Below are 25,992 nucleotides of genomic sequence, written 5' to 3'. Positions count from 1 at the left end.
CGGCCGCGGCACAACAAGCTGAACCACCATGCCGTCGATCTCACAGCCGTTCATCAAGAGGCCCGTCGGCACCACGCTGCTCTCGGTCGGGCTGATGCTGCTCGGCATCGTGGCCTACCGCTTCCTGCCGGTCGCCTCGGTGCCGAACGTCGACTTCCCGGTCATCTACGTCTACGCGTTCCGCCCGGGCGCCGATCCCTCGATCATGGCGGCAACCGTGGCGGCGCCGCTGGAGCGGCGGCTCGGCGAGATCGCCGGCGTCAACCAGATCACCTCGACCAGCACGCTCGGGCTGAGCAGCGTGCTCTTGCAATTCGACATCGGCCGCAGCCTCGATCGCGCCGCCAGGGACGTCCAGGCCGCCATCAACGCCGCGCTGCCCGACCTGCCGGGCGACCTGCCCTCGCTGCCGCGCTTCGGCAAGGCCAACACCTCCGGCGCGCCGGTCTACGTGCTCGCCCTCACCTCCAAGACGCTCTCGACCGCGGCGCTCTACGATGTCGCCGACACCGTGCTGCTGCAGCGCATCGCGCAGGTGCCGGGCGTCGGCAACGTCACGGTCTCCGGCGCCGACCAGCCGGCGGTGCGGATCCAGCTCAACCCGGTGGCGCTGTCGAATGCGGGGATCTCGACCGACGCGGTGCGGACCGCCATCATCAACGCCAACCCGCTCGGCCCGGTCGGCATCTTCAACGGCGAGCGCCAGAGCGAGACGCTGTCGCTGAACCGCCAGATGCGCACGGCAAGAGAGTTTCGCGACATCCTCATCAAGAGCTCCAAGGGCAATTTCGTGCGGCTGTCCGATGTCGCCGACATCGAGGATTCCGTGAAGAACGTGCGCTCGGTCGCCTGGTTCAACAAGCAGCCCGCGGTGCTGATCGAGATCCGCAAGCAGGGCGATGCCAACGTCATCGACACCGTCGACGGCGTCAAGGCGCTGATCCCCGAACTGAAGCAGTGGATCCCCGCCGGCGTCGACATCTCCACGCTGGTCGACCGCACCGGCACCATCCGCGCCAGCGTCACCGACATGCAGTGGACGCTGCTCGCAACCGCGTTCCTCGTCATGCTCGTCGTGTTCGTGTTCCTGCGCCGGGCGACGCCGACCATCGCCGCCGGCATCTCGGTGCCGCTGGCGCTGGCCGGGACCTGCGCCGGGATGTGGGTCGCCGGCTTCTCGATCGACAATCTGTCGCTGATGGCGCTCGCCATCTCGGTCGGCTTCGTGGTCGACGACGCCATCGTCATGATCGAGAACATGTACCGCAATCTCGAGCGCGGCATGCCGCCGTTCCAGGCGGCCGAGCTGGGCGCGCGGCAGATCGGCTTCACCGTGGTCTCGATCAGCCTGTCGCTGATCGCCGCCTTCACGCCGCTGATCTTCATGGACGGCATCGTCGGCCGCCTGCTGCGCGAATTCTCGCTGACGCTGACCTTCGCGATCGTGGTCTCGACCCTGGTGTCGCTGACGGTGACGCCGATGATCTGCGCCCATTACGTCCGCCAGGCCACGTCGGGATCCGCCACGCTGTTCGACCGCCTGATCGAAGGCTCGCTGTCGCGCATCGTTGCGTTCTATGCGAGCACCTTGCGCGCCGCGCTGGAATTCCCGCTGCTGACGCTGCTGGTGTTCTTCGCGACCATTGCGCTCACCGTCACGCTCTACATCAAGGTGCCGAAGGGCTATTTCCCGACGGATGATTCCGGCTTCGTCATCGGCGCCACCCGCGCCTCCGCCGACACCTCGTTCCAGTCGATGCTGGGCCTGCAGCAACGCCTCGCCGACATCGTTCTCGCCGATCCCGCGGTGGCCGGCCTCGGCTCGGTCGTCGGAAGCGGCGGCGGCGTCGGCGGACAGGGCGCCAACCGCGGCGTCATGTTCATCAACCTGAAGCCGCCGGAGCAGCGCGGCCACGTCTCGACCGAGATCGTCATCGACCGCCTGCGCCGCGCGCTCTATCCGGTTGCGGGCATCCGCCTGTTCATGTTCGCCGCGCAGGACGTCCGCGCCGGCGGCCGGCAGAGCGATTCCAACTACCAATACACGCTCACCAGCGCCGATCTCGGCCTGCTGCAGCAATGGGCGCCGATCGTCGCCAAGCGCATGGAGACGGTCGAGGGCATCACCGACGTCTCCAGCGACCGCGATCCGAACGGATTGCAGCTGACGCTCTCGATCGACCGCCAGAAGGCCTCGATCCTCGGCGTCCGCGTCCAGGACATCGACAACGCGCTGAACAACGCGTTCTCGCAGCGGCAGATCTCGATCATCTACACCCAGCGCAACCAATACATGATCGTGCTGGAGATCGATCCGAAATTCCAGGTCGATCCGTCCAATCTCGACCGCGTCTTCGTCCGCGGGGCGAACGATACGCAGGTGCCGCTGTCGGCCGTGGTGCACGCGAGTCGCGGGCTGGCCGCGCTCGCGGTCTATCACTCGCAGTCGTTTCCCTCGACCACGGTGTCGTTCAACCTGCTGCCCGACGTGCAGCTGCAGACCGGTACACAGAACATCCAGCGCGCGGTCGACGAATTGCACATGCCCGAAGGCATCCGCGGCAGCTTCGACGGCAATGCCGGCGATTTCGCCCGGACCAACAGCCGCCAGCCGCTCTTGATCCTTGGCGCGCTGGTGGCGATGTATATCGTGCTGGGCGTTCTCTACGAGAGCCTCGCTCACCCCCTCACCATCATCTCGACGCTGCCCTCGGCCGGGCTAGGTGCGCTGCTCGCGCTGCAGATCACCAACACGCCGCTGACCGTGATCGCCTTCGTCGGCATCATCCTGCTGATCGGCATCGTCAAGAAGAACGGCATCATGATGGTCGACTTCGCGCTCGATGCCGAGCGCCAGCGGGGCCTGTCCTCGGCCGAAGCCATTTTCGAGGCCTGCCAGGCGCGCTTCCGCCCGATCCTGATGACGACGATGGCCGCCTTGTTTGCCGGCATTCCCCTGGTCATCGCGACCGGCCCGGGCACGGAGCTGCGCCGCCCGCTCGGTATCACCATCATCGGCGGCCTGTTCGTCTCGCAAATCCTGACGCTCTACACCACGCCCGTGATCTATCTGCTGATCGACCGCCTGCGCCGGTCGCGCGCACCGGAGGCGAACGTTGTCCCGGCGGAATGACCCGGCGCGGCGGACCTAGGCTGCGTCGTCGGGCCGGCCGATGATCTGCAACTTCCATTTCATCTGCGGCTGGCTCTGCCTGACGCAGAATCGTCCATCGATGACGGGGAGCTTGAGGACCGAGCTCGGCTGGTTGCGGCAGCAGCTCTGGGTGCTGTCGGGAAATCCCGGCTGGTAGACGTAAAGCCGCGTGTAGAACGGTTCGACCGAAATCAGCAAATCGATCGTCTTGATGGCACGAGGGATCTTGCCGCTGAGATCGATCAGCCGATCTCCGGGATTGCAGGCGAGCGCTACGAGTGCGAGGGCCCAGTACACCATCTGAAATTAGCCAAACGATTGGAGGACGTCAGCGAGAAAGCGCGGCTTGTCCTGACCGCCGATTTGACCAGAGCGCGCGGTAAGGTTGACCGGTTAGGTTAAATTCCAAGTCCAGTTGCCCGCGCTGCGAACCTCACTATTGGTTCCTTATGGGCAAGAAGCAATCCAAGCCTTCAACGAGTTTATCGCCAACGGCGGCGCTCAGTCGCATGCGCGAAGAAGTGCTCAGGCTGAGGCGGGAGCTAGAACTCGAACAAGCACGAGCCGATGCCATCGCAGCTCAGCGACACGATCATTTGAAACAGACCAAATAGGCCGGCACTCAACGTCAGCATGAATGCCGATCAGTCCTGCTCGCGAGTCTTTTTGTCGTCGCCCCTTCGCATCGCACAGACAACTCTCTGGGCCAAGACCGCATGATCGCCCCCGCTCCGGTCGCCCGTAGTCCCATCGCTTGCCGGCGCCCGCAATCGCGAAAGTTCGGAAAGAGACTTGAGGGTCAGCTTCGGCTTGAGGCGCACACCACCAGAACGCAAAAAGGACATGGGTGTAATCTCATGTAAAAAGCCAAGTCTAACGACTGCGCGGCAGCCGTCAATTCAGCCGGGCATCGGAAGAAAGACTATCGTGAACTCCGGTCGCAGCGAACCGAGGAGCGTCGGCTCAACTCCGTCGTTTCACCCGTTGTCTGCCCAGGCGCGGTTCGCGTTCGCTGCGGAGGTCGGCTTCTTCGCCCCCCTGCCGGTCGGCCCGAGCGAGTAGACATTGTATTCGCCCTGCTCCGAGACGGAGTACTGATACGGCCGTCCCCACGGATCGAGCAAAGTCTTCGCGTTCTTCAAATAGGGGCCGTTCCAGCGAGGCGCTTCCGGCGTCGCTTCGACCAGAGCCCTCAGTCCAGCGCTCGAGCTCGGATAGGAGCCATTCTCGACATAGTACATCTCGAGCGCCGTGTTGATGTTCTCGATCTGAAGCTGAGCGGATTGCGTCTTCGCCTTTCCGAAATAGCCCATCACTTGCGGCGTCGCCATGGCGGTCAGCGCGGCGAGGATGCCCATCACGACGAGCAACTCAAGCAACGTATACCCGGCCATCCCTGGCCGACGCTTGCTAAGACGAAGCTTCCCGACGCGCTGCGGCGCCGAAGATCTTTCTCTGTCGACGGTCATGAAGCCCCCAAACGAGTATCCTTGTATTTCGGGGTATCCTCATCACGGCTCGTGTTTACGGGGTTAATGGAACCGGCGACTTCGAGCCAGTCTGAATATGGGGGTAGCAAAACGGCAAGAATGCATAGCCGCATGAGAGCCAGGCATTAAGCTTTTCGGCAAGTTAACGCACGCATGGGCGCAACGAATCGGCCGTCAAGCTTAACCGGCGAGTTTGTTTGTACCGAAATCCGCCCGCTCCTATAGCTGCGCGCCATAGATCGAAAAACCAGCAGTTCGTTAGACGTTTGCGGGAGAATCCAACTTGCAGCGCATCAATGTATCCAAGAACATTGCACGCGACCCGATCGAGCAATCGTTGATCTTGCGCTACGCCGAGGTTCTTGCGCTTCGCGAAGCCGTGCGGAAGGAAAGCTCCACCGCGCGAACGAGGAGGCCCAGGCGCAGCGGCAGCAAGAGGGCGCGCGCGAACGGCAAGTGAGATTGCTCACGCACGCCTTTGACCGAGTCCGGAGACGCTTCTCCTTGCGATCTTCGGCCAAAGCGCAGACCGCCCCCAATCCTTCGGCGCAGAGACCTGGCTTCAGGAAGAGACCTGGCTTCAGTAAAAGACTTGGCGTCAGTAAAAGACTTGGCGTCAGTAGCAGCGATTGAGGCTGCGCCATCGCGAACCGTCGAGCCAAACCAGGCGACAGCGCGTCACATCCGGGCGGCCATAGGCATCGCGCGCCCATCTTCCATAAATCGCATACTCGCCGTAGCCGAACGGATATTCGTAACTGTCATCCAGCCTGCTGAAAACGTAACCCGGGACGGGATAGGAGAGGTCCGGCGTCACCACGGTCGCCACAGGGGGTGCAATCCGATCATAACCGTACGCGCTGCGCCAGTGCGGCCTGCGATAGAGTCTCGCCCCGTCGCTTGCTTCAACAAGGGAAGGAGCGAGCATCGCGACAATCGCGACAGCGGCTCCAGTAAACGTCGTGGCTTTCATCGATCTCCTCGCTCCGTTCGCCCTCCCCTTTGGCGCGACAATAACCAGTCTATCCTACTCTCGGCCGCAGCGAGTACTGCTCGCCCGAGACGTGGTTAAGCTTTCGAGCGCGCCGAGATCAATTGAGGCTGGTTAACGCTGGGAGCATTGCCTTCGGAAGGGATCTCACCACGAAAATGATGGACGCTTCGCGCTTTGCTCTGCATAAGCGGGGAATGAATAGATCGACTGTCACAACCGCGTTTGCCATTGCCGCCTGGGCCGCGGTGTCTCTGATTGGTTATGCCACGCTGACAAAGGTGGAATTCATCTATTTCATCTACAGCAGGATCAAACCGTTCCTTTTCGGGGTGGACGTCTCGACGTGGGGGCATCTGGAGCACGCCGTCGCCTTCCTGACACTCGGTAGCCTGTTTGCATTGGCCTACCCTCGGCGCACGCTTATGGTGTGCGCGATCGTGATCGGAAGCGCCGTCATCTTCGAGTTTCTTCAGACGCTGACCCCCGATCGCCACGGCACCGTGTTCGACGCATCCGAGAAGATCGTCGCCGGCTGCGTGGGCATTGCCGCGGTCAGGCTCGCCCAGTTCATTCTAGCGACCAGGAAGGACGCGTGAGGCTGGAGCACGCGTCCGACGATTGCGCGCCTATCCCAGCACGAAGCTCATCGGATCGAACACCCACGCCAGCCACAGCCCGACAGCGAGATGAGGGCCGAACGGAATGGCATGCCGGCCATCGACCTCATAGCGCGCCGACTTGAGCAGAAAGGCACTGGCGAGCGCCGAGACGACTGCGATCAGAAGCAAGGCTGGAAGCGAGCGAAGGCCGATCCAGAACGTAGCGGCTGCAAGAAATTTCACGTCACCAAAGCCAAGCCCATCATAGCCGCGAACCCAACGATAGATCGCACGAAAAGCGGCCATCGCGATTCCCACGATGACGACTTCCGCGATGCGGTACGTGAGCTCGTCCGGCTCCAGAAGCCAGACCGCCAGCAGGCCGCTTGCAGCCGTCGCGGCGACAAGCTTGTCAGGAATGATGCCGAACCGCGCGTCAATTGCGCAGATTGCCGCCAGGAGGGTGGCGAGCGCAACGCTCAGCGAGAAATAGGCGATCCACCTCTGGTCGATTTGGCCGCTCAGTAGGATCCAGAACAATCCGAAGACCAGGAGCCAGACAACAAACACCTGGTCCCGGTAGGGCTCGCGGCAAACCAGAGAGCGCGTCAGGTAGTGGCCGGTGCGCGTCGCCGTTTTGCGCAGCTCCGCGATCATTTCAGGACGGTCAGCGGCAGGGTCTGCCGTTCACCGTCGGCCTCGAGCACGACCTCGTTCGGCCTCACCTCGGAGAGCCGCCACCCCGACCATTGCTCATTCATTGCGATCCAGACCCCTACCGGGTGGTCCGATGAGGTCAGGAACGCCTTGGCTCGCCCGCCATTCATGAAGACGCCCCTGAGCGCGACGCTGGGGTCGAGCATCGCCCGTGCCGATGACGCTGGCGCATCGACAACGACGGGAGGCGCGGCAACAGCCAGGAGCTGGCGGTTCCGGGAAAACAACGGATGCTGCAGGATATTCTCGTAGCTCCCGGCACCTCGGCTCTCCCGACCCATTGGGGCTCGACTGCCACCTCCCGACGCGGACTGGCTGGCGATCGCGAGCTCCAATGACACGATGGCCACGATGGGAGTGATGACCGCGAGCGCCGTCAGCGCGGCAAGACCAAGCAACAAACCCCGCTTGAGAGGCGCCACGGACTTCAGCTCTCGCCGGCTGGGAATTTGGCTGCGCACGAGCGAGCGAAAGCCCGCGGTCGTAAGCTCGATACGCGACCTTTGGATGGCCTGCCGCCACCGATCGTGTTGGGATGCCAACTCGGTCATCGGTTGGTTGCCTTCGCATCGCCGCCGGGCCGGTTCTCGCTCAACAACGGTCCGGCAGACGACGCAGGCGGGCTGCGCAGTGCTCCTTCGACCGTCAGGCTCGCGCGCATACGACTATCGTCTCCGTCGGCGAGTGTTCGCAGCGACAAGTCTGTGATGAACAGGAACGGCGTCTGGGTCTCGATCGCGGCGACCAGCTCCCGCACAGCAGCGGCCGCCCCCTCGACCTCCAGCCCGACCGGGACGGCTCGCCATTGTCCCGCCTGGCGGCCCGGCAGACCGCGAACGGCCTGGACCGCCAATCCCTTGGCGCCAGCCAGGGCTTGGAGGTTGGCCTGAAGGTCGGCGCTCGCAACGCGCTCCTCGGCTCCCGGCAGATACGGGTCAATATCCGATGTCGAAGTCTTGGCGAGCTTGGCCGCGTCTTCCGTGATGCGCCGGATCTGCGCCAGCTGCGCTGCGCTATCCAATATGTCGTCATTGCGCTCGGCGAAGTGAGCAGCGATTGGCGCGAGGATCGCAAGGCAGACCGCCAGCGCGATCGCGCCATTCAGCCCGAAGAAGATCAGCCGCCGCCGGAGAAGCGCGCCCGTCATGATTCAGGCCTTTCCGCCGGCTTGGAAACACGGCCTGCACCACCCTTCCGCAGTTTCAGGCTCATGCGAAACCGGTCCCGCCGCTCGGTCGCGTCAGGTGTGATCGGCCCCACCAGGGTTGCACCTGTGAAAAGGCGGGAGCCATCCAGAGTTCGCACGAGTCGGGCGGCATCGGACGACACACCCGACAACGTGATGGTTCCCGCGGCAATCCGGACCTCGATCAGGAACGTATGGTCCGGAATGACGCGAGACAACTCGTCCCAAGCCGCCAGGCTGCCCGGCACGGCCTTGAGCGCCACAAGGCGAGCGGGCGATCCCGCTTCCTGTTGTCCCAGTTGAACGCCCTGCTTTGCTTCGAAGAGTTCGTCCTCGAGTCCCGCCGCTCGACTTGACTGCCACCACTCGAATCCGAGCAATCCAGCCATCGTGGCAATCAACAGAGCGACTGCAAGGATGCGGGTTGTCCGCAATACCCAGGGCGGATCATCCTGCCGGCTTTCCCCCAGCGTCACCACAGCGATGGGCGCACCAGTCGCCGGCGTGACCGCAATGAAATCGATCTCCGGCACTTGCAAGCCCAACCGGGCGATCTCGGTCGCGGCCCGATCCTTCGGAATGATCCAGTGCCGAAAGCCCGCTACACCGTCATTCGACGGCGCGTCCGGCGTTACACCATGCCAGATGTCGGCGAGCTGGAAAGGCGTGCGATGAACGACCTCTTGCGCGAGAATCCGATTCAGCGCGTCGAGCTCTGATCGCGGCAGCCTGAACCCGCGCTGAAAGAAGAGACAGGATTCCAAGGCGACGCCGACCCGCACGGCATCGCGCTCGCATCCGCATTCCGCAAGCCAATCATCGACCAGCGCACGGTTCAGATGCCCCGCTAGAAAGCGGCGTTCCCGATCGCCCGACGCAGCAACCAAATGACAGACGACGGCATCGCGGTCCGCCCAGATGAATAGCCGCGTTTCGACCCGAGCCTGCAAGACGCGATGCCAGGTCTTTGGCGAACACTCACGCAGCTCATTCATCCACCAGCGCGTGAACTTTTGCCACCCCTCCGCAAGTGCACGCGGGGCCTGCAGTCTTGTCACCGAGACGTCGGTCATCGGTCCATTTTCCCTGCAAATCCGAACATCGATCCGACCAATATATTTACCAATTGTTTACGAGGCGTAACCCCGGCCGTGGCTTAGGAGCCGCCGGGCGCCCCTTCATTGCGAAGCGCCACGACGACCGCGGGACCATTGCGCTCCGCCTCCCTGAAATTGAAGCCAATCTCGATCAGCGCAGGCAATCGCCCCGCCTTGATCCAGTCATCGCGCCAGACCGCCTCGCCCTTCGAGCCGGCCACTCCAAAATAGCGGAAGCGTATGTCGCGCAAGCCCATCACAATGGTAGTCGAGGAAACCGGCGATTTGCGAGCTTCGCTTTCTCGCAACGATCCGAAGACTTCGACAACCAACTCATCATTCCGCCGACGAATACGGATCTCCTGCGGGCCACCTCGCAAGGTGCGCCCCTCGCTCAAAGCCACGAAGCGTAGTTCTTCACGTTGCCCATCAAACAACAAGCTGCCAGCCTGCAGCGCATTGGCCGCGGGCACGGCCGAGGCGATCAAGCTGCGGAGGCTCTCCCCGGCGGCATTGGTCGCCGCTTCGACGCTGTTGCGGCGATCTGCACCAAATGCGCGGATCGCGGTGGACAATCCGCCGACGATAAAGCTCGTCAGAACCGTCAAGATTGCGAGAGACACCAGAAGCTCGATCAAGGTGAGCCCGCGCTCGGACTCGCGACGACAGATCCTGTGAAGCCTCCGAGGCTGCCCATATCCCCTCATTGTGCAGCTCCCGGGGCAAGCTTGAGCGCAGCCAGCTTCGTCTCCAACCCGGCCTCGTCCTGCACGACGATCTCGACCCACGACGGCACGACCATGTTGCCCGGAGAAGCCGCTCCATCCTGCGTCGTGGCTTTTCCGAACTGGACAGTGGTCACGACCTCGCGCCAGCGATATCGCCCGATGCGTCCTTCGCGGCGACCGCTCTTCAACGGGCCGCTCCGGCCGGCCGCCTCGAGCCTGGATTCAGCAATCTGGTCGAGAATATGCTTGTTGTGCACCTTGGCATCGGTTCGCAAAGCGGTCGTAATTCCAACCGCGAGGGTGCCGAGGCCGATGGCAAGCACGACGAAGGCGATCAGCACCTCGATCAAGGTGAAGCCGCGTTGGGCCGTGAGACGGCTGCCAACAGCCGACGATCTGCATCTCGAAGCGCGAGCCGGCATCACTCGATCCTCGCATCGCCGGTAAACCAGTTGACGACGACACGCTCCGTGCGTCCCCGATAGGTGAGCAAGATTTCTCCGCCGCTCGAACCACCATCCGGATAGAACCGCACGCCGCCGACTGCGCCATGCCGCTCAGTTGCCGCGACAGTCAAGGACACTTCCATGCCGACAGGCAACCGACGCATGGCGTCCACGGTTCCGAAGCGCCTGTTCTGGGTATCGACGCCGACGACGATTTCAGCATTGCGGGCTCGGGCCCGGCTGCGAGCGAGTTGGAGGCTCGCCGCTATCGAGCGGGCTTCGGCATTGATCCGTGCGGCCGCCGTTCTCGGCTTGGCCGCCAGGACCGCGGCCGAGACCAGCGCCATGATCGAAAGAACGACGAGCGTCTCGATCAGCGAGAAGCCCCCGGACGTTGAAACGATCCGCCTCATTGATAGGCCAGATTGTTGATGGACAGGACGGCGCTCATCACCTGCAGGATCAAGGTGCCGACAAGGCCGCCGATCCCGACGGTCAGCAACGGGGTAAGCAGCCCGACGAGCTGCTCGATCTTGCTCTGAACCTCGGTTTCCAGGTTGGAAGCGACGCGGACAAGCATCTTTGCGAGCTGTCCCGTCTCTTCGCCGACCGCGATGAGGCGTATCATTGCGGGAGGAATCAACCCCAGGCCTTCGAGCACTTGATTCAGCGCCCTGCCCTCGGGGACCCGGCTGATGGCCTCGCTGTAGCGAGCACTCAAATATCGATTGCTCACCAACGAGCGGGCCGTCTGCAATGCGCTCATGAGCGGCACCCGGGCCTCGAGAAGGCTGCCGGCCGAGCGCGCAAACTGGCTCGCCTCACGCCGCTGAACCAGAGCGCCGATGACGGGCAGGCGACATTTGAGATGATCGAGCCGCTTCATCATCGTTTCGTCGCTGACCATTCTGCGATAGGCCATCCTACCGACGACAATTCCAAGCGCGCTCCAAAGCAGAAGCTTGGGCCAATTGTCCGGCAGGTCGGCAAGCACCGCCAGGATGCCGGGCAGAGGCAGGCCCGCATCGGAAAAGATGGGCGTGAGATTCGGAATCAGCACGAAGACGATCACGGCAATCGACATCAACGACATCATCAGCAGAATCGCGGGATAGACCAGAGATCCGCGAATCTTGTTTCTGATCTCGACCCGCCGGGCCAGCATCTCGCCCAGCAGAGTGAGCGCCTGCGCCGTTTGGCCACCAGCTTCGCCGCCGGCCAGGATCGCAACGTAATCAGGCGGAAAAACCTCAGGCCTTCGCCCCATGGCCTCGGACAGTTGCAGACCGGCCAGAATATCCTTGAGCAGTCCGTTCGCGAGTGCGATCCGCCTGGGTGATGCGCCGGCGCCAGCGAGCACTCGAAAGGACGCATCGACGGGAACGCCGGAGCTCACGAGTGACGCAAGCTCGGTCGTGAATGACGACAATTCCTTTAGTCCGACGCGCCCGGACCCCTGCCCGCGCAGGCCAAGAGCACTCCGTTCGATCGGGCGAGCGGACGACGGTGGATCATGATCGGCGCAAAGCACCGTCTCCACCGGCGTCAGGCCAGAGCCATAGAGCGCCTCGACGGCCGCGTCGAGTTCTTCGGCGACGATCGTGCCCGACGTAACGATGCCTTGCCTGGTATAAGCGCGGTACTGGAACGTGGACACGCGATGCTCTCCTAACCAGATCGCGAAACCCTGAGCACTTCCTCAATCGTGGTCTCGCCCCGTGAGACTTTGATGAGGCCGGCCTCATAGAGGGTGTGGAAGCCTGCATGTCGCGCGAGGGCGATCATGGTCCGTCGATCATCATTCCGCCTGCCGACGGCCTCCCGCATCTCGTCATCGATGACAAGGAGCTCTGCAACGCTGGTTCGCCCGAGATAGCCGGTGCCATGACAAGCGTCACAGCCAACGGCTTCACGCGCACCCGCCCAGTCGATCGCAAGACCTTCCGGAACAGGCCATTTCAAGCGTGACGTGGCCTCGGCGCGATAGGCGGCCGGGCGCGCGCAGTGCGGACATAGTCTGCGCACGAGACGCTGAGCCATCACGCCGGTGAGCGTCGACGCCAGCAGATAGCGTTCGATGCCGATGTCCATCAGGCGTGTGATGGCAGCGATGGCGCTGTTGGTGTGAAGCGTCGAGAAGACCAGGTGTCCTGTCAGCGACGCCTGGACGGCGATCCGCGCCGTCTCCAGGTCACGAATTTCGCCAACCATGATGATATCCGGATCCTGGCGCAGGATCGAGCGGAGCGCTGCCGGGAAGTCCAGACCAATCTGCGGCTGAACCTGGATCTGGTTGATACCAGCGAGCTGATATTCGATCGGATCCTCGACGGTGAAGAGCTTCAATTCCGGACGATTGAGCTCCTTCAACGCCGTATAGAGCGTCGTCGTCTTGCCACTTCCCGTCGGGCCCGTCACCAGGATGATGCCGCTCGGCAACGACATGAGCTGGTGCAATCCGGCCTGAATGTCCTGATCGAGGCCGAGCTTGGAAAAGTCGAGCTCGACCCTGGTGCGGTCGAGAATTCGCAGGACAAGGCTCTCGCCGAACGCCGTCGGCAAAGTTGACACGCGCACGTCTATCTCGGTCCCGCGGACGGCGGTCTTGATGCGCCCGTCCTGCGGCAGACGACGCTCGGCAATGTCGAGCTTGGCCATGATCTTGATGCGTGTCGTCAGCGCGGCCTTGAGCGTCGAGGGCACGACGCGTTCCTGCTGGAGAAATCCATCAAGCCTGAACCGGACCAGAACCGTGTCTCGCCCCGGCTCGATGTGAACGTCGGACGCGCCGCGCTCGACTGCGCCTGCGATAATCTGATTCACCAGGCGAATGATCGGCGCTTCATTGGCGATGTCGCGCAGGCGCTCGACGTCCATCTCGTTCCCGTCGGTCGCGCCGACGGCGATCATTCCCTGATCGTCACCGGTCGACGGGACGCCCGTATCTTGGTAGAGCTTGCGAAATGCACGTTCGATGTCCGCGGGGGCAATCACCGCGAGTTCGACCTTGCAGCCGAGCATGTAGCCGATCGCTCTGTGGGCCTCTTCGTCGAACGGATCGACTGTCGCGAGCAGCAGCACGCCGGCGGACGCCGATATCGGCAAGGTGCGGCTCGCTTTGAGGAACGGCAGCTTCAGCCGCTCGGGCAACACCGGTTGCGACGGAACGTCGGACGATCGTACGACCTTGAGCCCGCAATAGGCGGCATACGCGCCGCAGAGATCCGCCTCCGAGAGCAGACCCAGCTTCACCATGACGATGTCCAGACGTTCGGACGCGGCTTCCGAAGCACGCCTGGCCCTCGCAACTGCGCCGGCGTCGACGAGACCCTCGCGCACCAGAAGCCCGGCGAACGCGTCGGCGTATCCGTCCTCCTTCGGCGACAGCACCTTGACCACGCCCGCCGCCGGCGGATCCTCGCGTGTCAACGTCTGTAGATCGGCGGGCATCGGCTCTCGAAAATCCTGGCATCAAAATATGGACTTTCACGCTAGAACGATTTTGTTAATTAAGGCTTTTCATACTTTATTTGCCATTTTCATTTACGAACTCGCAATCGATGCGCGAACGAGGCCGATCCTTTGCGAGCACAATCCATGTCGGTTGCGCCTGCACGTCACCGCATGCGGCATCATCGCGGCGTTCCGAACAGGCCTCCACCGGGCCTTCGTAAGCGTCACGGCTTCGCGTTGATTACGGTGATCTGGGGTCTCGGTCTGCTCACGCTGCTCGGCGCAGCCGTGATCGTTGGCGCTCGCTATCGAGCCCGGGCCGCTTCGGCCGACGGCTCGGTGCTTTCGTCGGCGGCGGCCGCGGAAAGTGCCGTGAATTTTACCATCGCCAGCATTCTCTCGCCGACGCCAAACGCCAGCTTTCCAAAGAAATGCCGGATGCCCGGAGGCGAACAGGCCGAAATCGTGGTCGAAGAGGAGGTCGGCAAGATCGACATCAATGCCGCCAGCCTGACGACGCTCGAGCGTTTTTTCGCAGCAGCCGCGCAAGACAAGGCGCTCGGAAGCAGGATCGCGCAGAACATCGTCGCTTTCCGGAAGCCGCTTCCGCGCAGAGAGACAGCCAATCAGACGGCATCCTCCGGCAATCAGACCGCACCGACGAACGCTGCGAACGAGGTCAAGAGCTCCGGCTTTTCGACCATCCTCGAGCTGGATCAGGTCGACGGCATGTCGCCCGCATTGCTCCGTTCCGCCCTGCGCTACACGACGACGCTCTCAGGCCGGGTCGAGCCAGCACCGGAAGCAATGACGCCAGCCCTGCGTTTGCTGATGGGTCTCGATCAAGGCCGGCCGGAGCCCAGGCGCCCGACGCTGCCCGGACATTTCACGATTCGAGCCGACGTTCGCGCGAGCGATGGGTCCAGGTTCATACGGGAAGCTCTCGTATCATTCGGAGCATCCTCCGCCCAGCCCTATACCATCCGCGAATGGCGCCGCGGCGACATCATGGGTGGCTCGGCGAGCCCGCTGCCGGCCGGCGAGCCAGCGCAGGCTTGCATCAAGCTCTAGATTCTAGTCTTGACGCGTTTTCTTGACGCGAACCGGTATCCACCTCGCTCGAAAACGCTCCAGCCGCCGAAGGGCAGGACCGGTCAGCCCTTTGACCGAAGCACGGCCTGAGGCCTGGAATTTCTCGCCGACTCTTCCAATCGCTCCCTCTCCTCTGCGACGGCAGGACCAGGCTCGATCACCGTGCATCCCTTCGTGCGCTGGAGATCCGTCAAGGCATCCAGCCGCCGGCGCTCGTCCATCAGCTGCTTGGGCGCATCAAGCGGAAATCTGTCGGAATCGTAACCGGCCAGGGATCCGGCGGCGAGCCAGTATTCCAAGCGCGCCGCGCGCCTGACCGAAAAGCGGAACGAGCCCGCGATCGCGTTGCAGGACATCGACTCGTCGACAGGCAGCAGCATATAGGGCGGTGGTGGCTCCATCACCATGGGCTGGTCGGTCACGCAGCCGGCCAACAGAAGTGGCAAAGCGCAAACCCTGCCGAGCCGGGAGACCGTGAGAGCGGCGCGTGTCACGGCGTCACCAAGCGCTGCGCCGTATTGAAAGGTGCCCGCTGGCGCGTCGTCGCGTGCGGCATGTAGACGTTCATCTTGCGCCGGTATTCCTCGGTGACCAGCCGGCTTTCCGTGCCATCGCGAACCACCTTCGGCGTGATCAGGATGACCAGCTCGGTCTTCTGGACCGAGTCCTTCCGATTTGCGAACACCGCGCCGATGCCGGGGATGTCCCCGAGGATCGGCAGCTGGTTGCTGCTCTTGTTCGCGCTGTCCTGGATCATGCCGCCGAGCGCCAGGACCTCACCATCGCTCACGACAACCGTCGTCTTGACGCGCCGCTGCTGGATGGTCGGAGAATCGATGTTGGACGTCGTGGTCTTCACGACACTGCTGACTTCCTGCTCGATGTCGAGCTGGACACGCCCGCTCTCGTTGATCCGCGGCGTCACCGAGAGAATCACGCCGGTATCCTGCATCGTGATGGAATTCACGATCGCCGTCTGGGCGGTCACCGTGCTCGTCGCCGTCTGCGTCGTGATCGGAACCTGATCGCCGATCTGGAGGCGCGCGGTCTTGTTGTCGAGCACCATCAGCGACGGCGTCGAGATGATGTTGACGTGCGTTAGCGCGTTCAGCGCGCTCAGGGTCGCGGCAATGTTCGCCGTGTTGACCGCATAATTGAAGCCGGGGAAGGAGGCCGCGACGCCGCCTGTGAGGGCGTTGGAGAATGTCGCAGTCGGAGTGCCGTTCTTGGCGAACTGCCATTGCAGCCCGAACTGCAGGTCGTCGTTGAGGGACACCTCGGCGATGACGGCCTCGATCAGGACCTGGCTGGCGACCACGTCGAGCCCCTGCACGACGCGCAACACGCGCTGGTAATCGCGATCATTCGCCATGATCAGCAGCGAGTTCTTGGTTTCATCGGCGACGATCTTCATGACCGGCTCGGGAGCGCCGTTCGATGCAGAGCTGTTGTCGGCGATATCGGTGACCTGGCCGTCGGGGTCCGTGTTGAAAGCACGCGACGTTCCCTGCAGATCCGACGTCTTGCCCAACCCGGCCTGCATCGTGGGATCCGAAACACCCGCGCCGCCCGCCGAAGCTTTCGACGTGTCGCTTGCGAAGGAGACCTGCTTGGATTTCGGTGAGACGTTACGGCTCGTTGGGCGCACGACCTTCATCTCTTGCGAGAACATGGACTGAAGAATTCCGGCGAGCTCGGCCGCTGTCCGGTTCTGGACCTGATAGACGTGCAGCTGCGGTTCTGTGCCGCTGGCGCGGGCGTCAAGACGCTTGATCCAGGATTGCGCACGCGGCAGGTAGCTTGGATTGGAGGTCACGACGAGGATCGCACCGAGCCTCGTATTAGCAATGAACCGCACCCTCCCCTTCAGGGGGCCTTCCTTATCCGAGGCAAACACCGCCTTCAGCTCGTCGACCATCTTTTCCGGCTGGGCGGCCTTGACGGGCACGACGGCGAAAGACATGCCCTTCATCACGTCGACATCGAAGATCGACACCGAGTCGAGCATGCTGTCGATCTCGGCTTGTGAGCCCTTCAACGCGATGATGTTGCGTGCGTCGTCGGCCTGAACGATGGCGCCCTTCGGTACCATCGGCTCAAGCACCCGCGCCACCTCGGTGGCGGCGACGTATTTCAGCTGCACGATGCGGACGCCACTGCCCGTGACCGCACTGTTGGTGGCATCGCGGACGGTGCTCACGGCCCCGGTCGCGGCCTGGTCGGCCGGAGCGATCCGGTAGATGCCGCGGTTCTGGACCAGGACCGCGCCGATCGGCGCGATGGCCGTCTGGAAGAGCTCAAGAGCGTCCGCCTTGGAGACCGGGCTACTGGTCTGGACCGAAACAACCCCATCGACCCGGGGGTCGACCACGTAATTGACGCCGATCAGATCGCCCAGCACCGTCTTGGCGGCCTGCTGCAGGGGAACGTTGGCGAGATTGAGCACCACGTTGCCGTTGGCTGCCGCAGCGCTCGACTTGCCGGCGGTCGAGCCGATCATTCGGCCGTCGCCTCCCTCTACGCTGGCAACCGCTTTGGACGAGGGGGTTGGAAGCGCAATGGCGCCCGTCGGCATCAAATCCTGAGCGTTCGCCTCGAGAGACACCGGCTGGCCGGAGAGCCTCGGCTGAGTGTTCAGGGTCGGACTGACGATTCCCGGGGCGCCACAGCCAGCGACGAGGCTCGCGAGCAAGCAAACCGCAGAACCCGTAATTGGGCCACGAGACATCGGCAAAAGGGGCTCCGAACATCGATAAAAGGACGCACGCGCGGGAATTCGAGCGTAAAGAATGGGTAAATCATCATGGTTAACCCAACGTAAAAGGTTCCATGAGCCCGGGATCGCACGGACGGTGGCCTGTTACCTATGGAACCAACGAGCCCTCCCGCCCCCGGATACAACCCAGAGGTACGAACACACCGAGTTGCATCCGATGCCATGAGGACGCGTAAAATCTCCCGCCTTGGCGCAGGCGCTGTCTGCAGTGATCAATGATCGGGGAGTTCGGCGGGGCCGTTACCTGGATTGGGATTGGCATCCCTGGCGACAGACCTGAGCCTGGCTGTCGCAGGAGGACATGCAGGGCGCGCCGAGGGTCGTGGGGCAAACCCGCTTACATGCCGCATTTTGATTGTCACAATTGGACAAGCAAGCGTCGGTGGCGGCGTCAGCCAGCCGCAGCTTCGCTCGGCTGAAGTTCTCAGCCCAGGCGCTCCCGAACGGAGACCCCGCGATGCAGACAAGAAGGACCAGAGCTACTCTCATGAGAACCTCCTGCTTTGGGTGCAGCGTTCCGCCTCAGCGTACCGCCACTTCGCGGCGGCCAGGACAACTATCCGTTCGAGATGAGGAAATCCTCGATCGAGTGGCCGGTCCGCAGAGCGGCGGCAAGCCATTTCGGCTGTTTGCCTCGACCCGACCAGGTCTCGTGCGGAAGGTTGGGGTTACGGTATTTCGGGTGAACTCTGGGATAGGGACGCTTCGGGCGCGGTGCCGGCTCCGAAGGAGCTTTCGCCGCCTCATTCTCCCGGCGAAGCTGGGCCAAGCGGGTCTCAAGCGCGCGCTTTTCGGCGGTCAGCCGAACCGACAACAATCGGTTGAGCTCCTCGTGAAGTTGCCAGAGCTCATCTAACGAAAGGCTGTCGAGGTTCGGTTTCTTCATTAGTTCGTCATAACCCAGATGTTTCCGGCTGCCCAATCCAGACCCCTGATTCGATCTGCCAATAATGTTGCTATTTTCTCGCTTTTTCCAATCGCCAATTATTTTGGTCATAGCATGGCGGAAGCGGAAAACCGGGCGGTACCCCTAAATATCTACAAACTCAGCAACTTATCAGGCTGGATGGGCGCGGTGATCTGGTGGGCAATTTGATAAACGGCAGAATGCCCGACTAATATGCGTTTCGCTTCCGCGCGACCTCAAAGAAGGTCTTGATCAGGATCTGAATATCGAGCCAGAGACTCCAATTGTTGACATACCAGAGGTCGAGCCTCACGCGCTCGGCGATGGCTTCGACCGTCGGCGTCGCGCCCCGCGAGCCGTTGCACTGGGCCCATCCCGTAAGGCCAGGCTTCACATGGTGCCGAAACGCGTAGTCCTCCAGGATCTTTTCGAAATAGCTGTCGTGAGCCAAGGCATGCGGGCGGGGGCCGATCAAGGACATCTCCCCCTTCAGGACATTGAAGAGCTGCGGCAGCTCATCGATGCTGGCGCCGCGCAGGAAGCGTCCGATTGACGTCACGCGCGGATCCTGGCGCGTCGCCTGGACGACGACGGCACCATCTTCCTGCACCTTCATGGTGCGGAATTTCAGCATTACAAATTCCTTGCCATTGAAGCCCTTGCGACGCTGGCGGAAAATGACGGGCCCAGCGCTGTCCAGCTTGATGGCGATCCCGGTCAGAATAAGAATTGGAAACAGCAGGCTCAAGGCGACGCCGGCGACCAGGACATCCATGGCCCGCTTGACGAAACGCTCCGCCCCACTGAGCGGGGCGCGCTGCACCTCGACCGCAAGCACGCGTTGGCGGGCGGACGACACGAAGTTGGACAATGATCGGATGTGCATGTCCGGCAGCAATCGCGCCGAGACCGGAAGACTTTTGAGGTGTTCACGCACGAAGTCGATCCGCACGTCGTCATTCCACGGCAGCACCAACAGCACTTCACGGCAATTGGTGCGGCGAATGAAATCTCCAACCGCTCCGAACATATTCTTGTCTGCGACCAGCCGCTCTGCGGGATCAGGATCTCCGCTCAGGCGGAATTCCTTGACATCCGTCGCCCCGAAGAGGGCGAGACGATCACGAGGGCCAAGGGCAGCCAGCTCGCGATGGTCTCCGACGAGAACAGCGTCCAAACGCCTGATGCCCCCCCTGGTCACCGCCGAAGCCAGGTTCGCTTTCGTGAACCTGCGCACCGCCAGCAAACCCACCGGGGCAATGAAATAAAACGTAACGAACGCGCCTCGGGAATAATTGCCGCCGATCTTGAGCAGGAATGCGAAGAACGCCAGCAAGATGCCGGTGCTGAACCAGCAGACCAAGATCTGCGTAATCTCGGTCCCCGGCTTGGCGCTGTCGGGAAGGTCATAGTAACCGATCCCGCTCATCCTCAAGATGTAGATGAAGCTGGCCATGAGGCCGACCGCACAGCACGGAAGAAGGTTCGGAATCGGGCTGCCGGTGACGAGGTGATACCCTACGCCTCCTCCGACGCACGCAAGGATGATGACCAGCGCATCCAGGGTGGAAAGCACATAGGGAATGAGGTCGAGGGACCACAACGTCCCCTTGCTCTTCCCCTGGTCGACCTTATGCGACTCTTCACGGAAATCCGATCCGATCGACATCGAACGTCACCTAATCCCAACGACCTGATACTCAGGAAATAACCACAGAACCCAAGTTTTCTGATAACTCTTTGTTAATATGGTTTAAAGTAGACTTAATAGGGGTCGGAAGCAACGGGATAGTTCCCGTCGACATCGATCTTTTCACGAGACAAAGCCCCTTTTTTCCTGCCTGAATATTTGGCAGCTGCTTCGGCTCCCAGATCAGATGCGCCCATTCTGGGAGGGCGACGCGCAGCAGCGGCAGCGTCAATCATGTTCGCTCACGCTGGAACCGGAAACGAGCTCAGGTTGCCGCACGAACTGGGGTCTCGGCGCCCAGTCCTCGCCCTGAGCGGCGCGCTTTCGCCATCGATTTCACAATGCCACGCGAGGGTAACCAGCATTGTCCTGTTGAGAGGTCTTGCGGGTTTGCCGTTCGCAAGAATTGCGCGCCACATCGCTGGCGGATTATAAGTTTCGGAGTTTTCCCGCCCGTTGCGCCGTCAGTGGCCTTGGAGATGATTAAGTGGTTCATCGCGAAGCTCCGAAATCGTTCCTTGTGAGTATTCTTTTCACGGTGAGGCGATTGCTCGGAATTGCAACTTTCGTCCTTATCCTCGTCCTGCTGATCCCGAAGCTCTTTCTGCTCTTCGACAATCCCAAGAACGCCAGCTTTTCGGCTACCTTGCTCGAGGCGCGCGACGTTGTCCTGAAGAAATCGGCTCCGCTCCTGCATCATTACATTCCCACCAACATCGCGGGTGCGGACCGCTCGGACTGGATCTTGATCGGGCTTGCCATGATGGTCACGTTCATCGTCGGCTCGCTCGCGCAACGAAGCCAGCAATCGCTCAATCGGCGATTGCTCCGAAAGTCAGCGGCGGCCTGGCGCAAGAGCGAAGGCGTCAAACCGGGATCCGCGCTGGACAATGAGCTGGAAAGCACCTTGAGGGTCGCGGAGGCCGGAAACACCGTCAATCGGCAAGAGCTTCTGCGTGTTTTCGCCGAGACCAAGAAGAAGCTCGACTCCTTCGGCCGCGAAGTTGCCTTTCTGGCGATCGACGTCGTCGGATCAGCTGCAATGAAGGCGGGCGAAGATCCGGCATCCGTTCAGTACGACTTCGCCGAATATCGAAAGTTGGTGGAGCGCATATTCCGCGCGCGGGGAGTGCTGAAGACCGCCTGGACACCCGACGGAGTCATGGCTTGCTTTGCACATGTGGAGGATGCGTGCCAGGCTGGAAAGGACGTGATCAAGAGCCTGAAGGCGTTCAATAGCGAGGTGAAGATTTCCAAGGCCGATTTTTCGGTGCGCTGCGGGGTCAATGCCGGTCTGGTGTATTTTGACGACTCGACCCAGCTGGAGACCATCTCTGACCGGGTCATCGACATCGCCGGGCACATGCAGAAGCACGCCGAGCCCAACACCGTGCTCATCGCAAGAAAGGTGATCGAGCCGCTGCGGCAATTGCAGGAATTCACGCACACGAACCAGATCATCGATGGTTACGAGGCAAGCGTGTGGCGCGAGCGGCCGGAGGGCTAGCTCGCAAATTCCGGACATTTGCGGTGTAGGTGGGATCGGGGCGGTCTTCCGGTCCCATTTCTGCGCCCGACCGGACCGACAATATTTACCCTCTCCGGTCAATCCTTTGAAATCAGGCCGAAAACTCAGAAACATCAATTGTCTGGCGCAGCCGCTCAGTTTAAACTGGTTTTGGATTAAACCTTGAGACATCAAACCCGGCCTTGCGCAGCACAAATTCGGCGGCGCTAGCACGTCGATTTTTGGGGCTTATGCATGCATCACCCGCCTCAGGTTCAATTTTCGCGTTCTATTCCTTTTCGGACCTTTCTCTTCGTCATCGGCACCCGTCCGGAAGTCATCAAGGTTGCGCCGATCATTCGTCGCTTGCGCGAGGCGAGCTGGGCCAGCGTGAAGATCGTCGCCAGCGGCCAGCAGAGCGACCTGCTTGACCAAACGCTGGCCGAGTTCGGCTTGACGCCCGACATTACGATCCGCCATCGCGATGCGTCATCCGGCCCGGCGCAGGTCGCCAGCCGCTTGATCAATCGGCTGGACCGCATCTTCGGCGAGGAAAAACCGGACTGCGTCCTCGCCCAGGGGGACACCACGACGGCCTACGCAGCTTCGGTCGCCGCCTTCTACCGGAAGATCGACTTCGCCCACATCGAGGCCGGATTGCGCACGTCCGACCTCGATTCGCCGTTTCCCGAAGAGTTTCATCGGCGGGCCATCGCGGTTTCCGCAACTCTGCACTTCGCACCGACCTCGGCCGCGGCCCGCAACCTGATCGGCGAGAACGTGCCGAAGGACAGGGTGCATGTCTCGGGCAATACGGTGATCGATTCGCTGCTGGAAGTGGCGGCGACGAGGCCCCCGCCCCCGCCCGAGTTCGGATCTCGCCGGATGATCCTGCTGACCGCGCATCGCAGGGAGAACTTCGGTACGAAATTGCGGGATGCGCTGACGGGCGTTCGCGCCTTCGTCGATCTGACGCCGGACGTCGGTGTGTATTTCCCGGTTCACCCCAACCCGAATGCACGCGACGCCGCTCACGAGATTCTCTCCGGCAATCCGAGAATTCATCTCGTCGAACCGCTCGGATATCGCGAGATGGTCGCGGCGATCCAGAATGCATGGTGCGTCGTCACTGACAGCGGGGGCCTGCAAGAGGAGGCCCCGGCGCTCGCCAAGCCCGTCCTCGTGCTTCGCGATCTCACGGAGCGCCCCGAGGCTGTCGCGTCTGGTGTCGTCGAGCTGGTCGGCACCTCTCGCGAGGGCGTCTTCAAATCGCTCTACGCGCTGCACAAATCCCCGGCGAAATATACCCAAATGGCGCGTCCGGTGTTTCCCTATGGCGACGGACATGCCAGCCGAAGGATAGTCGACGCGCTCTATCGGCATTTCTCGACCGCTCAGGAGCGGCAGGATGCGACGGTCGTTCCTCTTCAATATGCATCGTAGTCCATGGCAAATCTGACTGGCTTCCTGCCCCAATATCTCTACGTGATCGAAATCATGATGCTCACCGCGGGCATCATCATCGCCATTTCCAGCCTCGACGATCTCCTGGTGGATCTGCTGTACTGGAGCGGCAGACTGTTCGGTATGGCGAAGGCCAAGTCGAGCGAATTGCCCGACGTCGAGGTTCTCGAGCAACTGCCGGAGCGGCCACTCGCGATCATGATCCCGTGCTGGAAGGAGCACGACGTGATCTTCTCGATGCTGTCGTCCAACTCGCGGCTTCTTCGTTATCGCCAGGCCCACTACTTCGTCGGCGTCTATCTCAACGATCCCCTGACCCAGGACGAGATCCGGAAGGCACAGAGCCTCTATCCGAATATCCACATGGTGCTGGTCCCTCGCGATGGTCCGACCAGCAAGGCGGATTGCCTCAATCAGATCACGTCGGACATCTTCATGTTCGAGGCTGAGCACGGTATCCAATTTGCCGGCATGGTCATGCATGACTCCGAGGATCTGATCCATCCGCTGGAATTGAAGCTCTTCAACAAGCTCGTCGACATCTACGACTTCGTCCAGCTGCCGGTCTATTCGTTCTCACGTCCCATTCTGTCCCTGATCGGCGGAATCTACATGGACGAGTTTGCGGAAATGCACACCAAGGACCTCGAAGTCCGGCAACGCATTTCAGGCGTCATTCCCTGCGCCGGCGTTTCCGCCTGCTTCAGCCGCGAGGCCATCCTGCACCTCGTCGACAAGAACCAGGGCGAAGCGTTCCGCGTCGCATCCTTCACTGAAGACTACGACATCGCTTTCCGCGTCTCCGAGCTTGGCTTCAAGTCGGCTTTCGTCGCCTATCCCGCGAGCTACTCCATCGACATCGACATCGATGCGGGCGCCCCGGGTATCCTGCATCGGAGCCTCCCGATTGCGACTCGCGAGTTCTTTCCCACCGGGCTGGAGGCCGCCTACCGGCAGCGCGCGCGGTGGTTGTTGGGGATCGTCTTTCAAGGCTCCGAGGAAATCGGCTGGAAGGGCGCATTCGGAACGAAGTACTTCCTGGCGCGCGATCGAAAGGGCGTGATCACCAGCCCGGCCGTGATGCTCGCTTATTTTGCGATGGCCAATCTGATTGCCTTCGAGATGTTTCGATGGTTTTTCGACCCCAACCTCGAACTGACCTATACCCTGTTGTCGGCCGAGTGGGTCCGGACGCTGTTTTGGGTGACCTTCTCGTTCCTGATCTGGCGCCTGCTAAATCGCATGATCTTCACGGGGATGATCTACAATTTGCGGCACGCGTTGATGTCGGCGCCCCGGCTCATCGTCGGCAACTTCGTCAATTTCTTTGCGACGTGGCGTGCGGTTCGCATCTACACCAGTCATCGCCTGTCCGGGAAACCGCTGGTTTGGGACAAGACGTCTCACTCTTATCCGATCCAGATGGGCGAGCTTCAACTCCCGATCCCGGCCGATCCGGCCCCGAACGCTCCAGGCGCCTCCTAATCGAGTTCAGGAAGCTCTTCTGACCGAATTGGATCGGCTTTACAGGTACGACGGCTCTCGCGCGCCGAATGCGCTGCGAAAAGCCGTGCGCACGACCATGAAGCCGGCGCAGACACCGATGGCAGCGAGCTGCAGCTCCGGGTGCAGCACAACCGAAACAAGCACGGCCCAGCCGCAGATGATGGCGAGGATATCGAGCGATTTCTGTCCGCGCGAATGAGGCGCAGCATCCAGGCCCTGGTCGAGCGCCGCAGCGATCGCGGCAAGGCCGTCCACGGCATCCCTGCCCGGAGGCACGGCGAAATCGCTCAAAATGCGGTAGTTGCTAGTAGACATTAACGCCCCCGTCGCAAGCCTCTTGCGGGCTCCACGAGGGCATTTGACTTCGGGGCCTATTTCCTCCGGCTCAAACCGATTGCTACAGTTTTACCGACTCCCGCATTTTCGACGGCGAAGGCGGCGCTTGAGCGGAGATGGATAAAGGCTGCTTAACGGATTCCTTTCAATGCTCACGTCCTGCATCGAGAAGGGACATGATGCAGTCTCGAACGCGTGAGGGGCGCATTCGTTCCGAGGCAGAAGATGCAATGGCGCATCCCCGGATACCGCCGGCCGCAGCCTCCATCCTCTCGAACGCGGCGGTGCATGAGTGGTCGCGAAGGCCAGCGACGCACGCCAATCCAACCAACAAGGACAAATTTTGCCGGATTGTTTAAACCAGCGTTAGACGCGCCGGCGTAGCTTCGTAGGGACATTTGGAGTCTCCACGTGACGATGCTCGCCGCCTACACCGTATTGATAGGGCTCATGCTCGGCCTTCGGTATCGCGTCGTCGTACTGCCGCCGGTCATTCTTGCTGGCTGGCTCGTCATCGCTGCGATCTCGTCACAACCTTGGTCATCGGCCCTGATCTTCGCCGTCCTGCTGCAGATGAGCTATTTGACCGGAATGGTTCTCAGGAGTTCCAGCAGAGCAACCATCGCTCGGCCGGTGGATGTCGCTTCCGGCTCCAGCGCGCATTGAGCTCGCCTGCGCGGCGCAGCGAAGGCGCCCGATTTGAATCTCAACGAACGAACCCGCGTTCTCGTTCTCGCGGCACTAGCCTGAGCGCGCCTCGACATGCCTTTACGGTGTGTGCTTTGGGTCACAGCAGAATCGGGCGCCATTGCCTAGAAGGGCTGGGCATGGCCGCAAACAAGGTAACGGC

Annotated in this window: 24 protein-coding genes; 7 read left to right on the top strand and 17 right to left on the bottom strand. The window is 61.8% G+C overall.

Going from position 1 to position 25,992, the window contains the following annotated elements; translation table 11 throughout:
* The first annotated feature begins 28 nt into the window (after window positions 1-28).
* Window positions 29-3,133, top strand: a complete 3,105-nt coding sequence (locus JQ587_RS26015) for an efflux RND transporter permease subunit (protein ID WP_212427197.1) — start codon at window positions 29-31, stop codon at window positions 3,131-3,133.
* Window positions 3,134-3,148: 15 nt separating this feature from the next.
* Here JQ587_RS26015 and JQ587_RS26010 read toward each other — a convergent pair whose 3' ends face one another.
* The 3 genes from JQ587_RS26010 to JQ587_RS26000 form a co-directional block, all read right to left on the bottom strand.
* The gene (locus JQ587_RS26010; RefSeq protein ID WP_212298109.1) at window positions 3,149-3,454 is read right to left on the bottom strand and encodes a hypothetical protein; all 306 of its coding nucleotides are present in this window, start codon (window positions 3,452-3,454) and stop codon (window positions 3,149-3,151) included.
* A 677-nt stretch (window positions 3,455-4,131) separates the two neighbouring features.
* Window positions 4,132-4,548, bottom strand: a complete 417-nt coding sequence (gene gspG / locus JQ587_RS26005) for a type II secretion system major pseudopilin GspG (protein ID WP_283815692.1) — start codon at window positions 4,546-4,548, stop codon at window positions 4,132-4,134.
* Window positions 4,549-5,260: 712 nt separating this feature from the next.
* Window positions 5,261-5,617 (bottom strand): hypothetical protein, encoded by a 357-nt coding sequence (locus tag JQ587_RS26000; RefSeq protein ID WP_212427196.1) that lies wholly within the window; start codon window positions 5,615-5,617, stop codon window positions 5,261-5,263.
* Window positions 5,618-5,793: 176 nt separating this feature from the next.
* Between JQ587_RS26000 and JQ587_RS25995 the strand changes: the two genes are divergently transcribed.
* Window positions 5,794-6,234, top strand: a complete 441-nt coding sequence (locus JQ587_RS25995; protein ID WP_249154521.1) for a VanZ family protein — start codon at window positions 5,794-5,796, stop codon at window positions 6,232-6,234.
* Between the two features lie 30 nt (window positions 6,235-6,264).
* On the opposite strand, the gene JQ587_RS25990 is transcribed toward JQ587_RS25995, so the two are convergent.
* From JQ587_RS25990 to JQ587_RS25950, 9 genes are all read right to left on the bottom strand, one after another.
* Entirely contained in the window at window positions 6,265-6,894 is a 630-nt protein-coding gene (locus JQ587_RS25990) for a prepilin peptidase (RefSeq protein WP_212427195.1), read from the bottom strand.
* Window positions 6,891-7,505 (bottom strand): hypothetical protein, encoded by a 615-nt coding sequence (locus JQ587_RS25985; protein ID WP_212427194.1) that lies wholly within the window; start codon window positions 7,503-7,505, stop codon window positions 6,891-6,893. Before JQ587_RS25985 ends, JQ587_RS25990 begins: the two co-directional genes overlap by 4 nt.
* On the bottom strand, window positions 7,502-8,101 hold the full coding sequence (gene gspM, locus JQ587_RS25980; protein WP_212427193.1) for a type II secretion system protein GspM: 600 nt from the start codon (window positions 8,099-8,101) through the stop codon (window positions 7,502-7,504). The genes JQ587_RS25985 and gspM overlap by 4 nt, the downstream gene beginning before the upstream one ends.
* Window positions 8,098-9,213, bottom strand: a complete 1,116-nt coding sequence (locus tag JQ587_RS25975) for a PilN domain-containing protein (RefSeq protein ID WP_212427192.1) — start codon at window positions 9,211-9,213, stop codon at window positions 8,098-8,100. The genes gspM and JQ587_RS25975 overlap by 4 nt, the downstream gene beginning before the upstream one ends.
* 83 nt (window positions 9,214-9,296) lie before the next feature.
* Window positions 9,297-9,944 (bottom strand): prepilin-type N-terminal cleavage/methylation domain-containing protein, encoded by a 648-nt coding sequence (locus JQ587_RS25970; protein ID WP_283815691.1) that lies wholly within the window; start codon window positions 9,942-9,944, stop codon window positions 9,297-9,299.
* Window positions 9,941-10,387 (bottom strand): type IV pilus modification PilV family protein, encoded by a 447-nt coding sequence (locus JQ587_RS25965; RefSeq protein ID WP_283815690.1) that lies wholly within the window; start codon window positions 10,385-10,387, stop codon window positions 9,941-9,943. Before JQ587_RS25965 ends, JQ587_RS25970 begins: the two co-directional genes overlap by 4 nt.
* Complete coding sequence (locus tag JQ587_RS25960) at window positions 10,387-10,824, bottom strand: GspH/FimT family pseudopilin (RefSeq protein ID WP_212427189.1); 438 nt, start codon at window positions 10,822-10,824, stop codon at window positions 10,387-10,389. The genes JQ587_RS25965 and JQ587_RS25960 overlap by 1 nt, the downstream gene beginning before the upstream one ends.
* The gene (locus JQ587_RS25955; RefSeq protein ID WP_212427188.1) at window positions 10,821-12,068 is read right to left on the bottom strand and encodes a type II secretion system F family protein; all 1,248 of its coding nucleotides are present in this window, start codon (window positions 12,066-12,068) and stop codon (window positions 10,821-10,823) included. The genes JQ587_RS25960 and JQ587_RS25955 overlap by 4 nt, the downstream gene beginning before the upstream one ends.
* An 11-nt stretch (window positions 12,069-12,079) precedes the next feature.
* Window positions 12,080-13,861 carry a GspE/PulE family protein gene (locus JQ587_RS25950; protein ID WP_212427187.1) on the bottom strand — a complete coding sequence of 594 codons (1,782 nt, stop codon included), beginning with the start codon at window positions 13,859-13,861 and terminating at the stop codon, window positions 12,080-12,082.
* Between the two features lie 147 nt (window positions 13,862-14,008).
* Here JQ587_RS25950 and JQ587_RS25945 point away from each other — a divergent pair, with 147 nt between their 5' ends.
* Complete coding sequence (locus JQ587_RS25945; protein ID WP_212427186.1) at window positions 14,009-14,935, top strand: helix-hairpin-helix domain-containing protein; 927 nt, start codon at window positions 14,009-14,011, stop codon at window positions 14,933-14,935.
* A gap of 83 nt (window positions 14,936-15,018) precedes the next feature.
* On the opposite strand, the gene JQ587_RS25940 is transcribed toward JQ587_RS25945, so the two are convergent.
* The 4 genes from JQ587_RS25940 to JQ587_RS25925 form a co-directional block, all read right to left on the bottom strand.
* Window positions 15,019-15,378: a hypothetical protein gene (locus JQ587_RS25940; protein ID WP_212298122.1), complete on the bottom strand. Its 360-nt coding sequence runs from the start codon at window positions 15,376-15,378 to the stop codon at window positions 15,019-15,021.
* Between the two features lie 68 nt (window positions 15,379-15,446).
* Window positions 15,447-17,456 (bottom strand): type II secretion system secretin GspD, encoded by a 2,010-nt coding sequence (gene gspD, locus JQ587_RS25935; protein WP_212427185.1) that lies wholly within the window; start codon window positions 17,454-17,456, stop codon window positions 15,447-15,449.
* Window positions 17,457-18,288: 832 nt separating this feature from the next.
* Window positions 18,289-18,618, bottom strand: coding sequence for an H-NS histone family protein (locus tag JQ587_RS25930; protein WP_212298124.1), 330 nt, complete (start codon window positions 18,616-18,618; stop codon window positions 18,289-18,291).
* Window positions 18,619-18,847: 229 nt separating this feature from the next.
* Entirely contained in the window at window positions 18,848-20,308 is a 1,461-nt protein-coding gene (locus JQ587_RS25925; RefSeq protein WP_212298125.1) for an undecaprenyl-phosphate glucose phosphotransferase, read from the bottom strand.
* A gap of 508 nt (window positions 20,309-20,816) precedes the next feature.
* Between JQ587_RS25925 and JQ587_RS36955 the strand changes: the two genes are divergently transcribed.
* The 3 genes from JQ587_RS36955 to JQ587_RS25910 all read left to right on the top strand — a co-directional run bounded on the left by JQ587_RS36955 (window position 20,817) and on the right by JQ587_RS25910 (window position 24,785).
* Window positions 20,817-21,836 carry an adenylate/guanylate cyclase domain-containing protein gene (locus tag JQ587_RS36955; protein WP_212427184.1) on the top strand — a complete coding sequence of 340 codons (1,020 nt, stop codon included), beginning with the start codon at window positions 20,817-20,819 and terminating at the stop codon, window positions 21,834-21,836.
* Between the two features lie 255 nt (window positions 21,837-22,091).
* On the top strand, window positions 22,092-23,279 hold the full coding sequence (wecB, locus tag JQ587_RS25915; protein ID WP_212298128.1) for a non-hydrolyzing UDP-N-acetylglucosamine 2-epimerase: 1,188 nt from the start codon (window positions 22,092-22,094) through the stop codon (window positions 23,277-23,279).
* Between the two features lie 3 nt (window positions 23,280-23,282).
* On the top strand, window positions 23,283-24,785 hold the full coding sequence (locus JQ587_RS25910) for a glycosyl transferase family protein (RefSeq protein ID WP_212298129.1): 1,503 nt from the start codon (window positions 23,283-23,285) through the stop codon (window positions 24,783-24,785).
* Between the two features lie 39 nt (window positions 24,786-24,824).
* Here the strand turns inward: JQ587_RS25910 and JQ587_RS25905 are convergent, their stop codons facing one another.
* Window positions 24,825-25,121: a hypothetical protein gene (locus tag JQ587_RS25905; RefSeq protein ID WP_212298130.1), complete on the bottom strand. Its 297-nt coding sequence runs from the start codon at window positions 25,119-25,121 to the stop codon at window positions 24,825-24,827.
* A gap of 432 nt (window positions 25,122-25,553) precedes the next feature.
* Between JQ587_RS25905 and JQ587_RS25900 the strand changes: the two genes are divergently transcribed.
* Window positions 25,554-25,808 carry a hypothetical protein gene (locus tag JQ587_RS25900; protein WP_212427183.1) on the top strand — a complete coding sequence of 85 codons (255 nt, stop codon included), beginning with the start codon at window positions 25,554-25,556 and terminating at the stop codon, window positions 25,806-25,808.
* Window positions 25,809-25,992 lie beyond the last annotated feature (184 nt).

Source organism: Bradyrhizobium manausense (assembly GCF_018130615.1).
In the GTDB taxonomy this organism is placed as follows: Bacteria; Pseudomonadota; Alphaproteobacteria; order Rhizobiales; family Xanthobacteraceae; genus Bradyrhizobium; species Bradyrhizobium manausense_A.
This window is presented reverse-complemented; position numbering and strand designations above follow the sequence as displayed.